Source organism: Flavobacterium lacus, from assembly GCF_003268815.1.
GTDB lineage: Bacteria > Bacteroidota > Bacteroidia > Flavobacteriales > Flavobacteriaceae > Flavobacterium > Flavobacterium lacus.
Window position 1 is genome coordinate 19812 of record NZ_QLSV01000015.1, and the last position, 14698, is coordinate 34509.

The following is a 14698-nucleotide window of genomic DNA, read 5'->3' on the forward strand; positions in this document are numbered from 1 at the left end:
TTCAAATATAAAAAAGAAAAAACACTTTTGTTAAATTCAAAAGTGTTTGTTTATAAAATTTATTTTTTAAACGGCAAATCAATGGTGATAGTTGTCCCTTTGCCCGGTTTTGATTGTATATCAAAAGTACCTTTGCACGTTTCCACTCGTGAAGTGATATTTTGAAGTCCAATTCCTTTACTCTTCTTCGAAACATCAAAACCAACTCCGTCATCTAGAATGGTTACATGAAGGTGTTCGGCATCTTTTAACAAGTTAACTGAAACGTTCTTAGCCTTCGCATATTTATTAATGTTTTGTAATGACTCCTGAATGATGCGGTAGAGATTAATTTTTAAATCATTATCCACCTTATCCCATATAATGGCTTGGTCTATTGCATATTTTAAATCTGTTTGCTCGGAAAGATTTTTTTGTTCTTCTAACAAATTGGTTAAAATCGCTACAAAATTATTGATTAACGCAAACTTTTCACGACTCAGTTCGTGCGAAATTTCGCGTATATCTTGTTCAATAAACTTGAGTTCTGAGATATAATGGTCTCTACCGGCGATGGCTAGTTCATCCCCTTTTTTGTTTAAGCTGTCCAAATTTAGCCTTGCTCCAAACAAACGCCCTAAAACGCCATCGTGTAATTCCTGACCGATGCGTTGTTTTTCTTTAATAACAACCTCGTCTAACTTTTTCTGTTGACTTAACATCAAGCTATAAATTTCTTCATTCGCTTTTTGTTGTTGCTCACGCAAGCGAAAATACTTATTTCTGCTTCGTTGGTCACGAATAATATATAGTAATACAATTATAAAAAAAGCGAGTAAAGCAAAAAGAATGATGTTTCTATTTTGAAGTGCTAATTGCTCTTTTTGTCTTTTGAACTCATCGGTTTCGTATTCTATTCGGGCGAATTTTTCCGAAACTTTACGTTCGGCTTGCAGGAGGCTGTCGCTTAAATTTATATGTTCTTTTGAATAGGAATTTATATTTTCAGTATCAATCTTTAACAAAATATCAACGGCTTCCAATTGTAGGTTTAAAATACGAGTTTCTTTTGCCAATTTATAGGCATCATTTGCATAAGTTAACGCACTATCTTTCAATTCTACAATATTAAAATACTCTGCTAGTGCAATTTGACTTTCGACAATACCAGGTAAAAGTTTTAATTCTTTTCTAATAGAAAAAGATTCATGAAAATCGTCTGAAACATTTTGCAATCGTTTTAGCCCTAAATTAGATTTCCCTCTAAGTGTTAACAAAGTAGCATAAAGCCCAGGGTGTTCTTCTTTTAATTTAGGTTCGTTTAAACCTTGTTTAATATATTCTAGTGCAGGTTCAAAATTTTGAGCCTTTAAATTCACTAAAGCTAAATTGCTTAATGAAATTGCCTTTGTCTGAAATTGACCATAATTTTCTAAATTTTCTTTAGAAGCTATATCATAAGATTTTTTAAAATATTCTTCAGCTTTGTCATAATCTTTAATCCCATTACATGTTAAACCTAGAAGTGTATAAGATTCGAATAAAAGTCCTGGATTTTTTTCAAGTCTCAAATAATTTAAAGCATTCACAGCTGATTTTTCACTACCTATATAATCTCTTTCATTATATTTGGCAATAGCCATTTTTAAATTGGCTTTCCCTACTCCTAAATTATCTTTCCTTTTGAGATAAATTTTTTCTGCCTGATGAAAATAAATTACCGCACTATCCATAGCTAAATTTTTAGTATGGTACTCACCGAGATAAGTATAAGCTCTCGCTAAGTTGAGAGAGTCATTTAAATTTATGGCAACATCAATCATTTCAAGATTGATTTTTTTAAACAAATCGCTTTTCCCTATATTATCATAAGAAAAAGCGACATAAAAATTATTTAAAATGTAGGTTGAATCAATTTTCGTTTGCTTTAACAAACGTTGAGCATTCAAAGTATTTCTTTCAATTTCATCATTTGACGAAGAAAAGTCAAATGCTTTTTTTAAATAGAAGTCAATACTATCTTTTTTAATATTTGAATTTAAGTTAGAATCTTTCTTGTCAGAACAACTAAAAAAGAAAAAAACTAATAATATAAGTATAAAAAAAACTCTCATTACATTAATGTTTAATCAAATGTAATGAAAGTTTTTTAATCTATATAAAAATTATCTACTAGGTGATAATCATTCCTCTTTTTGCTCCACCAATAGTTCCATCTGAAGTCTCATATGTAATAATCATTCCTCTTTTTGCTCCTCCAATAGTTCCATCAGAAGTTTCATAAGTAATAATCATACCTCTTTTTGCTCCGCCAATGGTTCCATCACTTGTTTCAGTCAAGACTGATTCGTTTGCTATTGTATTATTACTCGAAATGTCCGTAGAAGAAACAGAAGCGAACATAAAAAGTCCTAATAATGCGAATAAAGTTTTCATAATGTTGTGATATTAAGTTATAAGTTGAATTTCGTTTTAGTTGTGTGAACGCTTGACACAATATCTGTTGTCATGTAAATGCACCACGTGGATACAAACATTCACGGTGTAAAAGTATAGTGCATATTTCCTACAGCCAACAAAATCAAGGGGCGAATGGTAGAATACATTCGTTTCAGTGTGGATTAACTTCAATTTTTGGTGAAATAACCTGTCTTAGATGTCTTTGAATTCTGAGCCTGCTAATTGGGCTATAATTTGCTCTACATTGTCCTTGTAGCTCTTAGAAAACGGGAGTTGCGTCTTCGCGTTTTTAATGTAGCAAACCGTATTTCCGGTATGAATTCGGGAAACGTAGTTTTTATTCACAATATAACTATTGTGTATTCTGAAGAAATAAGAAGGTAGATTTTCTTCAAAGTATTTTAAGGTTTTGAAAGCGGTAATTACTTCGCTGTTATTTAAGGTTATATCGGTAGAATTGTTATCGGCTTTCAAAAAAGCAATTTCGTCTAATTCTAAAAAGCGATAATCACCGTAGGATTTTATACAGATTAAATTGCGATGGACTTCATCATTTGCCACAATCGTTTTTGGAGAATCAAAGGTGATGTTTTTGATTTCTGAAAGAATAGGCTCTAAATCAACCGTAGTATTTCCCTTAGGAAAAGATTCTTGGAGCGTTGCAATTAGTTGCGCAGTAATGGCCTCTGAATCAAACGTTGGTTTCTGAAAATTGGCTATTTCTAAAATAGCTTCTTTTAAACTCGATAATTCTGTTTTCAGCAGCGTAATTAATTCCTCATTCACCGAATTAACTTGAACATGCTCCGGCTGAATCGAAATTAATTCTTTAGCCAAATTATCTCCCTCCTGAACTTCAGGCGTTGGTTCAACAATTTTGAAATCAGTTATTTTTCTTGGCTCCGGATTTAAACGAATTACTGGGACATCATTATTTTTTTCAAACCGCAACAAGGCTTTGCGAACATCACTCGATGAAAAAGGTTTTACTAAAAAATCCAACACATCATACTTCACCGCTTCAAACGCTTTGCTTGTATCGTGTGAAATGGCAATAATTTTTGGGATTTTCTTTAAAAAACGGTGCAATTCATTAATCAACAACAAAGAAAGATTAGAAGAAGCAGAAAGCGGATTGATTTCTAAAAAAACAAAATCGGGTTGATATTCTAAAATGGCATTTAATCCGTCCTCATAATTCGTTGCAGTGGCCATAAGCTGAAAATTTGAAAATCCTTCCATTACGGACTGGATTTTCAAAATGCTTTTGCTGTCATCGTCAAGAATGAGGTAAGAGTGCATCATAAACCTACAAAATCTTTTGAATAGAAATAATGGAAATACATTCCAGCTTTTTCGTTAAAAAATTAAATTGTAGGTTATTTGTGTAAAAAATTGGGGCATTCTACACGAATTTAAACGGTAATAAAGGTTTATTCAATTTCTTTCCTAAACCTATAACCATTAACAAACTTAAGTTAAAAAACACGGTTAAAAAAGTATATCTCAAGGCTTTCGATAACACGCAAAAATTACCGTTAAAAAACTTGTAATATCTGAAAGTTTATCGTAATATTACGATATGGGAATAACGAAAACAAAAGGCTTCTCTACTGAGACCACTGAAATGGCTGAAATACTGAAAGCAGTCGGGCATCCTGCTCGCATAGCCATCTTGAAATTACTTAGCAACATGATGTCATGTGCGTGTGGGGAAATTGTAGAACTGCTTCCGCTGGCACAATCCACTGTTTCTAGGCATTTAGCTGAACTTAAAAAAGTGGATTTAATCAAAGGGAGCAGCAACGGAAATACAGTTTCTTATTCTTTAAATCCGGAAACGTGGAAAAAAGTAAAGAATTTTATAAAACTAATTAGCAAACCCGATGGCAGACCTTTTGATTGTTGTTAAAAAAAATTGAAGCACTCTAAATTTGAAATAAATCATTTGTTTCCGACTTAGCATAATAAAAAATCCCAAATTCGAGTGAGTTTGGGATTTTTAATAGTATCAAAAATTACATTTTCATCAACCAATTTCGCATCGAAACTTCATTTGCGATAATCTCTCTCAATTCAGCAATTTTTACGCGATCTTGTTTCATGGAGTCGCGATGACGAATGGTCACCGTTTCATCTTCTGCAGTTTGATGGTCAACCGTGATACAAAACGGAGTTCCTAAGGCGTCTTGTCTTCTGTAACGACGACCTACAGCATCTTTTTCATCATACGCCACGTTGAAATCCCATTTCAATTCTTCAACAATTTTACGGGCAATTTCCGGTAAACCGTCTTTCTTTACCAATGGTAAAATGGCTGCTTTTGTTGGTGCTAAAACCGATGGCAAACGCAAAACTGTTCGAATTGAACCATCTTCCAACGTTTCTTCTTGTAAGGAATTAGCGAAAACAGCTAAAAACATACGGTCTAAACCAACTGAAGTTTCTACTACATACGGAACATAGTTTTTATTTTCCTCCGTATCAAAATATTGCAATTTCTTGCCTGAATATTGCTCGTGAGCTTTCAAATCGAAGTCGGTTCTGGAGTGGATCCCTTCCAATTCTTTGAATCCGAATGGAAAATTAAATTCGATATCCGCCGCTGCATTAGCATAATGAGCTAATTTTTCATGGTCGTGAAAACGGTAATTTTCTCGCCCTAAACCAAGGGATAAATGCCATTTTAAACGAGTTTCTTTCCAGTATTCATACCATTTCATCTCTTCGCCAGGTTTCACGAAAAATTGCATTTCCATTTGTTCAAATTCACGCATACGGAAAATGAATTGACGAGCGACAATTTCGTTTCTGAAGGCTTTTCCGGTTTGAGCAATTCCAAACGGAATCTTCATTCTACCCGATTTTTGTACGTTTAAGAAATTCACAAAAATTCCTTGAGCTGTTTCCGGACGCAAATACAAATCCATGGAAGAATCGGCAGAAGCTCCAATTTTTGTCCCAAACATCAAGTTAAACTGACGTACTTCGGTCCAATTTCGTGAACCGGATTCCGGACAAGCAATTTCTAATTCTTCAATTAAAGCCTTTACATCAGCCAAATCTTCATTGCCTAACGAACGAGCCATTCTTTCCAAAATTTCACGTTGTTTGGCTTTGTATTCCATTACACGCGGATTGGTGGTCACATATTGAGCCTCGTCAAATGCATCCCCAAAACGTTCTTTGGCTTTATCGATTTCTTTTTGTGCTTTTTGGTTCAATTTTTCGGCATAGTCCTCAATTAAAACGTCGGCACGGTATCTTTTTTTCGAATCTTTGTTGTCAATCAATGGATCATTAAACGCATCCACGTGTCCGGAAGCCTTCCAAGTAGTTGGATGCATAAAAATCGCCGCGTCAATTCCTACGATATTTTCATGCATTTGCACCATCGATTTCCACCAATATTCTCTAATGTTTTTCTTTAATTCTGCTCCGTTTTGAGCATAATCATACACGGCACTCAGACCGTCATAAATTTCACTGGACGGAAAAATGAATCCGTACTCTTTTGCATGTGAAATTACATTCTTAAAATTATCTTCTTGTTTCGCCATAATGGTGCAAAAATATAAAAACTGACCGTATAAATCAGAAAATTAAAATAAATGAACTAGAAAAAATTGATAACCGATTAAAAATCAAATTGATTATAAAACTTCGAAAAGTTACTACTGCAATGCTAGATTCAATAATAACCTAAATAAAAGCTTACTAAATACCTCTATTTTTCTATAATTGGCTTGATTAGCTGCAGTGATACAACTAAAAATATTCATTTTGATCAACATTACAATTGTGTTAATACCGATCAACTTTTGTCACGAATTTGTTTGGATTTATTATAAAAAAACCCTACCTTTAATAAGGAATATTTGATGTTTTATAAAAATTTAAATACATTTATTATGAAAAATTTAATGTTTTTGCTTATGTTCTTTTATATAGGAATTTTAAGCGTATCATGTGATGATCTGGTTGATAAAGATGACCCCAATGAACTAACCGGGGCTCAATCAGATATGGGTTTAGTAGGTGTGAATGTACACTCCAGTTCATCTGACATTGCAGGAGTGAGTGATTTTTCAGCAACTATTGAAAGCCTTGAAAATGGAATTTCGAGTTATACCGCTCAAGCAACTATTACAAATACAATCTTGAAAAATATGATATCTAATTTCCCAGGTGTTGTAATTGATGGTAACACAGTTTCTATTGATAATTTTCAAATAAAACAAACCACTGATGGTATCAAATGCCTTACCGGCCCATTCGCAGGAGTACTAGTCAACTATGATTCTTCAGTCGGTGACACTTACAATACGGGAACCGCAGGTAAAGTTAGAAAAGTTGTAAGCAAAACAGGTCAAGATGATTATCCGTATGGTTTTTATCTAATTAAAACCATACAAGTGGAATCAACAGTAGGTAATTCAAATTTAGTGAGTGGTATTTCTAAAATCACTTACATCGCAAATCATAGATTTGGGATGGTGGGTGTAAAAATTGACTTTGAGGACGGAACCAGCACTACTTTTCCAATATATACAAGTGCTGAGAATTAATCAAATCTATTTGTAAATAATTCTAACATAATTGGGTAAAGTAAAAACTTTACCCAATTTACAATAAAAAAATTTGTAATACTGTCGTACAACTCAAATGAAAAATTTTCTTTTACCCTACTATTTCAAAATAATTGGTCTTAGTTTAATACTCATTGGAATACTATTTTCTGTATTTTATTTAAAATATGACTTCAAATATACAACTGCTGTTTTTGCATTAGTTTCTATGTATATGGAAAACCGATTTTTTGTGATAACTCAAACTAATACTATTGATGAAATTATACTTATTCTTTTTGTTGTCGGTTTTGGACTACTGGTGTTTTCAAAAGAAAAAAGTGAAGCGGAATTCTTTACTGTTGCGAGAGAAAAAGCACTAGTAAAAGCAAGCATTGCAAACACAATATTTATCCTAATCTCTATAATTTTTATTTATGGAGCCGGTTTTGTGGCTATACTGGTACTTAATTTAATTACGGTTTTTATCTTTTATTTGCTCTTTTTTTATTTCAGCCTAAATAAAATAGACAAGAAAACTTAGCACAACACAATATTTAAAAATTAATGTATCTTTAATCTTAATAAAGAAACAGTAATTAATTAATGAGTTTATGCTAAAAAGTCTTCTCCATTTATTCTTCCCAGAAGTTTGTCTCGCTTGCAAAAATCCTTTGTTTACCAATGAAATTTCGGTTTGTGCGAAGTGTCGACATCAATTGCCACTCACCAAACACACTGAAAATCTTAACAACGAAGTTTTATTAAAATTTTATGGTCGCTTGCCGTTGGAACATGCTTCGTCTTTACTTTATTTCCACAAAAAAGGAATGGTGCAAGAACTTATTCATCATTTAAAATATAAAAATCGGCAACAAGTGGGCACTTTTTTAGGTGATTGGTATGGGGAAGAGCTCCAAAAAGTTCACTCCCAATTAAAATTTGATTCCATCATACCCGTTCCTTTACACAAAAAGCGAATGAAAGAACGAGGATACAATCAACTTACTACATTTGGTCAAGCACTTTCAAAATCACTACAAATACCCTTTAATAGTGATATCTTACACAGAAATACATATGCAATCACCCAAACCAAAAAATCATTTTTAGAGAGAACAGAAGCAAAAAAAACGATTTTTGAAGTTGAATTCAACGAAAATCATCACAATAAACATTATCTATTGATTGATGATGTTATAACAACAGGCTCAACCTTAGAGCAATGCGGGAAAGCTATCTTGAAAATACCAGGTGCAAGATTAAGTATTGTTTGTATGGCTTATACACATTAAGCATACCTAAAGAAAAACCCAAAACATTTCGTTTACACTAAATATAATTGTTATTTTGTGACAACTTTAAGTACCTGATAAAATTATGAGAATTTTTTTTCTACTTCTAATTTCGGTTTTATTGACAAGTTGTGCCAAGCGAGGTTTTATAACGGGCGGTATGAAAGACACTATTCCTCCGCTATTGAAACTAAGTGAACCCAAGAATTTTTCAACTAATTTCAAAGGGAACACCATCAAATTACAATTTGATGAATATGTAAAATTAAAAGACGTGAATAAACAGTTGATTATTTCACCACCGATGAAAACCAAACCACTCATCACGCCAATGGTCGCTTCAAAAGAAATTAAAATCACCATAAAAGACACCTTACTTGAAAATACTACGTACAGTTTCAATTTTGGAAACAGTATTCAGGATAACACCGAAGGTAATCCTTATCAACAATTTAAATATATTTTTTCTACCGGAACGTATATCGATTCGCTTGAATTGAAAGGTACCATCAAAGATGCATTTGATCTTAAAACAGATAATTTTGTTTCCGTCATGTTGTATGAAAAAAACGAAAAATTCTATGATTCTATCGTTTATAAAGAAGTTCCCCGATACATTACCAATACATTAGACAATAGCAAAACATTTAAACTTGAAAATTTAAAGGAAGGAAATTATCTTTTAATTGCCATGAAAGATATGAGCAACAATAACAAGTTTGATCCAAAATCAGATAAAATCGCATTTTTTACTGAAACAATAACTGTTCCCAGTGATTTTGCTTATGAATTAGAATTGTTTAAAGAAGATATGCCTTTTAAACCTATAAAACCAACACAAGCTTCCGGAAACAGAATAATTGTTGGGCATGAAGGAAAAGCAGATAACTTAAAATCAGAACTGAAAAACGGAAACGAAATTATCCCCACAGTCATTACGCCATTTGAGGGAAAAGACTCTGTTCAAATTTGGTTTAAACCCATTAAAACCGATTCGCTCTCTTTAAAATTAAACCGAAATAATTTTGAAAAGCAATTTACGGTTAAAATGAAAAATCAAAAAGCAGACTCGTTGACTATCAAAGCAAAACAAAGTGGAACACTCCATTTCCGAGATAAATTTACGATTACGAGTTCTATTCCACTGATAAAAATTGATGACTCAAAAATTAAATTGATTACTAAAGATTCCGTTCCTATTGCCTTTTCAACAAAATACAATCCTGAAAAACAAGAAGTTGAAATTGATTTTAAAAAAGAACCACTCGAAAAGTATAGTTTCACCCTTGAGAAAGGTGCATTTACTGATATGTTAGAACGCGAAAGTGATTCTACCGGTTATAGAATTTCAACTAAAGATGTGGCCGAATATGGCAATCTCCGGCTTCAATTGGAAGGAATAAAATCGTTTCCAATCATTGTTGAATTGACAGATGACAAAGGAAAAATATTGGCTTCAGCCTACTCAGAAGGAGCAACAGTATTGGATTTTGATTTGGTGGAACCGGCAATGTTTACGATTAGAATCATTTATGACGAAAACAAAAACAAGGTTTGGGATACCGGAAGCTATCTGGAAAAACGCCAAAGCGAAGAAGTCCGCTATTTCCCTACACCTGTCGAGGTACGAGCCAATTGGGACGTGAATCAAACGTTGAAGTTTAGTGGCGGTTGATGAAAGTTTCAGGCTTGAAGTTTAGCTTCGCTCTGTTCGGCTTCGCCTCGAGTCAAGTTTCAGGTTTTGAATGGGAATTTCGAGTGAGTAGTTGGAGTTTTCACTTGAGAAAATTCTGTGTTTTCCGTGCTTTCTCTGAGAATGAATCTTTACTTGAGTTTTTCAAGAAGAAATAGAAAAATCATCTCTATCATTCAAAAAGTTCAATTTTTTTCGCGTTTCAAGCATTTTTTCTTTATCTAACTCAATATGAAAAACATGTTCATTGCGTTGTGGTTCCAAGATATAATTGCCCAATTCGTCAATCACTTGCGAATGTCCAACGTATTCATGTTCGTTTCCATCCAATCCAATTCTGTTTACACCAATGACATACGTTAAATTTTCTACTGCTCTGGCTTTCAATAAAATATCCCAGGCATTTATTCTCACTTTTGGCCAATTCGCTACATAAATAAGTAAATCATATTCTTCCGTATTTCGGGCGAAAACCGGAAAACGCAAATCGTAACACACTTGCAAACAGATTTTCCAATTGTTATAATCAATTATTCTCCTTTCTTTTCCCGGTTGATAGACTTTTTCTTCGCCTGCTAAAGTAAAAAGATGTCTTTTATTATAATATTCCACTTTTCCATTTGGAAAAACAAACACCATTCGATTAAAAAAATTTTCATCTTCTTGAATGACTAAACTCCCGGTTATCGCAGTGTTTTTTGCTATTGCAAGTTCAATTAACCACGAAATGGTTTCGCCTTGCATTGTTTCTGCAACGTATTTTGGATTCATTGTAAAACCGGAAGTAAACATTTCGGGAAGCACAATTAAATCGGTTTGTTGTGAAATTGCCTTTATCTTTTGTTCAAAATAAAGTCGGTTTTCGGATGGATTTTCCCAAACTAAAGGAGCTTGAATCAGTGAAACAATCATTTTTCTTTTTTGATAAAGATACAAAATACGAATATGAGATTTTTTCTTATCTTCACAAAAAACAATTCTATGAAAAAATGGACTTTTTTATTGGCTTTAATGATTTCACTTTCAATGAATGCGCAACAGAAATCGGAAACCCAAAAATTCTGGGAAGCTCTTCAAAAACAGTGTGGGAAATCGTTTGAAGGCGAAATAATTGAAGCTCCGGCCAACGATGACTTTCGGGGAAAAAAGTTAGTCATGCACGTAAAAAGCTGTGGGAAAAATAAAATCCGAATTCCGTTTTTTGTTGGTGATGATAAGTCCAGAACTTGGGTATTGACCTATAAAAATGGTAAAATCACACTCAAACATGACCATCGTCACGAAAATGGCAAGCCCGATAAAGTAACACAATATGGAGGAACCTCAACAAATGGCGGCTCACAAAACATGCAATTTTTTCCTGCTGATGAATTTACGAGCGAATTGATTCCGTATGCTTCTATGAATGTTTGGTGGATAACAGTGGATGACAAATCTTTTACTTATAATTTACGCAGAATTGGAACGGATCGGGTTTTTTCGGTGTCGTTTGATTTGAGTGAGCCGGTTGAAAATCCTGAGTCGCCGTGGGGTTGGAAGGATTAATTTCTCACTGACAACAAATAAACCTTTAAATGGAACACGGATAGTGAGGATTTAATAGATTTACGCTAATTTTTTGATTTGCTTCGCTTAAAATGGATTTTAAAAGATTTATAAATGCTATCAATTTCTATTATTTGAAATGATAATGAATACTGTGACGGTGACTGAATCCTTTATTTTGCAGAATCACAAACTGACAGCTGACAACAGGCAACAGACAACTTTCTCTACTCCACCGTAATCTCATCCACAAAAATAAACGCCTCCCCATCAAAAGGAAAACCTTGGTGCCACTCAGGAAGTTTACCAAAGTTGGTCGCTTTCACCTTTACGTAGCGAGCTTTGACAGGTTTTTTGAGGCTTTTAAATCCTTGGATGATAGAATTGTAATCTTTTGGGTCAATTGTGTTGTTTTGCGTGTCGAAAAGCGTAAAATTCACATTATCATCTGAAATATAGTAGTCCACTTTGGTTGGCATAAGTATCCACGAGCGGGTGTCTTGTAGAAAATTAGCGGTAATTTGACTGATTTCACGGGTGGATTGCAAATCAATCACTGCTTCAAAATCATGGATTTGATAACCTTGCCAATCGCCTTTTCGCCAGTTTTCTGTGCCAAAAATGCCGTCAATCAAGCCTTCCGGACCACCGGCGTGGTATTGCGGATTGGAGGTTGATTTGATGTCGATGGTGAAATTATTTGGTTTTTTGAAGAAGCTGGCGGAGACAGTGTTGCTTTTTGTTTCTACAGCTTCAAATAAGTCAACTAAATATGTTTCAATTTTTGAAGATTTGTCAATTTCAATTGGATTTCTATAAACTTTAAAATTAGTTTTTACAGAATCATTTTCAATCACCCTAAAAAGAATTTCAGGTTTATTTAATTTTTGAAGAGTAACGGCATTCATTTTAATTTCAACTGTCATTCTATCTTTAAATGATTTGCTTTCCGCTTGAATTACTGGAACAGAAATGTATTTATCAGATTGTATACCTTCAATATCATAATAGGATCCAAAACTATTCATACTAAAAAATCCAAAACTATTATTCTTATAATCTACATCCATGTTAGAAATAATTCCTTCTTTTCCATTTTCAAAATTTACCTTAATTTTTTCAAAAAATGGTTTTACACTTTCCCAATTTGGTTGACCAGGAGTCACATTATAAATCCCCATTGAACTCAACACATACCACGCACTCATTTGTCCGCAATCTTCGTTTCCAATTAAGCCATCGGGGTCATTTTTGTAAAAATTGTCTAAAATGAAATGTACTTTTTCTTTCGTTTTTTCAGGTTTGTTGACGTAATTGTACAAATATGCTACGTGATGACTAGGCTCGTTCCCGTGAGCATATTGACCAATTAAACCGGTGATATCGACTTGATGACGACCTGAAGTTTCACTAACAGAATTAAACATTTCGTCTAATTTGGCTTCAAATTTTTCTTCCCCACCCATCGCTTGTATCATTCCCTCAATATCTTGCGGCACAAAAAACGTGTATTGCCAACCGTTGGCTTCGGTGTAATTGTTGTTCACTTCTTTTGGGTCGAAGGGTTTGTCCCAACCGCCATTTTTCTTGGGTTGAATGAATCCGGTTTCCCAATTGAAAAGGTTTTTCCAATTTTGGGAACGAAGCATAAAATACTGATAATCTTCTTTTTTGTCTAATAATTGAGCCATTTGAGCGATACACCAATCGTCATACGCATATTCTAAGGTTTTGGAAACACTTTCATGCTCATCATCAATGGATATAAAACCTTGTTTTTTGTAAGCATCCAACCCTAAATGATCAAGCATAGCGGAGTGTTTGGCGGCTTGATACGCTTTTTCGTAATCAAATCCTTTGATGCCTTTGACCATTGCATCGGCAATCACGGAAACGGAATGGTAGCCAATCATACAATCGGTTTCGTTGGAAGCGAGTTCCCAAACGGGTAAGCGACCGCCTTGTTCATATTGTTTGATAAAGGTGTTGATGTAATCTGATGTTCGTTTTTTATCAATTAACGTATACAGTGGATGAGCAGCTCGAAAGGTATCCCAAAGGGAAAAAACGGTGTAATAATCAAATCCCTCCGCTTGGTGAATTTTGTTGTCGCGACCTCGGTATTTTCCATCTAAATCTTGAGCGATATTGGGTTGCATCATCGTGTGATACAAAGCTGTGTAGAAAATGGTGAGTTTGTTTTTATCGGAAGAAGTGACTTCAATTTTGGACAATTCTTTATTCCACATTTCTTCTGCGGCTTTTTTTACTTTTTCAAAGTCCCAATGAGGAATTTCGGTGCTGTTGAGTTGTGCTCCTTCGTATCCTGTGGGTGAAAGGGCTACTTTTACGAGTAGTTTTTCTCCTTTTTTGACTTTTGTAGAGAAAATCATTGAACTTCTTTTAATGTCAATTTCATTTCCATTAAGACTATTGACTACATGTGGTTTTAAAAAAGGAACATTAAATTCAATTCTCGCATAAACATGTTGGTCACGAGCCCATGCTTCACTTCGTCTTAATACTTCAATGGTTTTATCATCTATTACTCTGATTTCACCTTCCAACAATATATCGCGATGATTTAAGTCTAAAATGATGTTTGCCAGACCGCTTTCATTGAAGGTATATTCGTGAAAACCAACTCTTGTGGACGTTGTTAATTGAACATCGATGTTATGTTTATCTAATTTGACGGAATAAAATCCGGCAGAAGCTTTTTCATTTTTATGTGAAAAAGTGGACGAATAAATTTTATTGTCAAAGGAAGGTTCGCCCATGGTTGGCATCAATAAAATATCGCCATAATCAGAAACACCGGTTCCGTTGAGATGCGTGTGCGAGAAACCATAAATGCGATTATCGGAATAATGATAGCCGGAACAGCCTTCCCAACTGCCGTCGATTCGGGTGTCTGGCGAAAGTTGCACCATTCCGTAGGGCACTGTGGCTCCTGGAAATGTGTGTCCGGTTCCGCCTGTTCCGATGAAGGGGTTGACATATTGTTGGTAGTTTTGACTGAAATTTAGTCCGGATATAAATAGGAAAATGGTGAGCAGTAGATATCGCATAGTTGTTTGTTTGTTCTTCAAATATACTAAATTTTCTTATTGAGCAGGATTTGCGTTAGGGATTGCAGCGGCATCCTTTTGTGGAGC

Annotated in this window: 12 protein-coding genes; 6 read left to right on the plus strand and 6 right to left on the minus strand. The window is 34.2% G+C overall.

The annotated features are described in order from the left end of the window. Positions 1–59: 59 nt before the first annotated feature. The 3 genes from B0I10_RS13370 to B0I10_RS13380 form a co-directional block, all read right to left on the minus strand. On the minus strand, positions 60–2093 hold the full coding sequence (locus tag B0I10_RS13370) for an ATP-binding protein (RefSeq protein ID WP_112087015.1): 2034 nt from the start codon (positions 2091–2093) through the stop codon (positions 60–62). A gap of 58 nt (positions 2094–2151) precedes the next feature. After that, positions 2152–2415, minus strand: coding sequence for a hypothetical protein (locus B0I10_RS13375; protein WP_146740362.1), 264 nt, complete (start codon positions 2413–2415; stop codon positions 2152–2154). A 216-nt stretch (positions 2416–2631) separates the two neighbouring features. Beyond that, positions 2632–3744 (minus strand): LytR/AlgR family response regulator transcription factor, encoded by a 1113-nt coding sequence (locus B0I10_RS13380; protein ID WP_112087017.1) that lies wholly within the window; start codon positions 3742–3744, stop codon positions 2632–2634. 277 nt (positions 3745–4021) lie between these two features. Between B0I10_RS13380 and B0I10_RS13385 the strand changes: the two genes are divergently transcribed. Continuing rightward, positions 4022–4351: an ArsR/SmtB family transcription factor gene (locus B0I10_RS13385; protein ID WP_112087018.1), complete on the plus strand. Its 330-nt coding sequence runs from the start codon at positions 4022–4024 to the stop codon at positions 4349–4351. 106 nt (positions 4352–4457) lie between these two features. On the opposite strand, the gene B0I10_RS13390 is transcribed toward B0I10_RS13385, so the two are convergent. Further along, positions 4458–5999, minus strand: a complete 1542-nt coding sequence (locus tag B0I10_RS13390) for a glycine--tRNA ligase (protein WP_112087019.1) — start codon at positions 5997–5999, stop codon at positions 4458–4460. A gap of 375 nt (positions 6000–6374) precedes the next feature. Here B0I10_RS13390 and B0I10_RS13395 point away from each other — a divergent pair, with 375 nt between their 5' ends. The 4 genes from B0I10_RS13395 (at position 6375) to B0I10_RS13410 (ending at position 9977) form a co-directional block, all read left to right on the plus strand. Beyond that, entirely contained in the window at positions 6375–7007 is a 633-nt protein-coding gene (locus B0I10_RS13395; RefSeq protein ID WP_146740363.1) for a hypothetical protein, read from the plus strand. A 97-nt stretch (positions 7008–7104) separates the two neighbouring features. Then, positions 7105–7551, plus strand: a complete 447-nt coding sequence (locus tag B0I10_RS13400) for a hypothetical protein (RefSeq protein WP_112087021.1) — start codon at positions 7105–7107, stop codon at positions 7549–7551. A 70-nt stretch (positions 7552–7621) separates the two neighbouring features. Beyond that, positions 7622–8302: a ComF family protein gene (locus tag B0I10_RS13405; RefSeq protein WP_112087022.1), complete on the plus strand. Its 681-nt coding sequence runs from the start codon at positions 7622–7624 to the stop codon at positions 8300–8302. An 85-nt stretch (positions 8303–8387) separates the two neighbouring features. Next, positions 8388–9977, plus strand: coding sequence for an Ig-like domain-containing protein (locus B0I10_RS13410; RefSeq protein ID WP_112087023.1), 1590 nt, complete (start codon positions 8388–8390; stop codon positions 9975–9977). A 162-nt stretch (positions 9978–10139) separates the two neighbouring features. On the opposite strand, the gene B0I10_RS13415 is transcribed toward B0I10_RS13410, so the two are convergent. Then, positions 10140–10907 (minus strand): amidohydrolase, encoded by a 768-nt coding sequence (locus B0I10_RS13415; RefSeq protein WP_112087024.1) that lies wholly within the window; start codon positions 10905–10907, stop codon positions 10140–10142. A 69-nt stretch (positions 10908–10976) separates the two neighbouring features. Between B0I10_RS13415 and B0I10_RS13420 the strand changes: the two genes are divergently transcribed. Next, positions 10977–11540 (plus strand): hypothetical protein, encoded by a 564-nt coding sequence (locus B0I10_RS13420; RefSeq protein ID WP_112087085.1) that lies wholly within the window; start codon positions 10977–10979, stop codon positions 11538–11540. A 227-nt stretch (positions 11541–11767) separates the two neighbouring features. Here B0I10_RS13420 and B0I10_RS13425 read toward each other — a convergent pair whose 3' ends face one another. Further along, the gene (locus B0I10_RS13425) at positions 11768–14611 is read right to left on the minus strand and encodes a GH92 family glycosyl hydrolase (protein WP_112087025.1); all 2844 of its coding nucleotides are present in this window, start codon (positions 14609–14611) and stop codon (positions 11768–11770) included. Between the last annotated feature and the right edge of the window lie 87 nt (positions 14612–14698).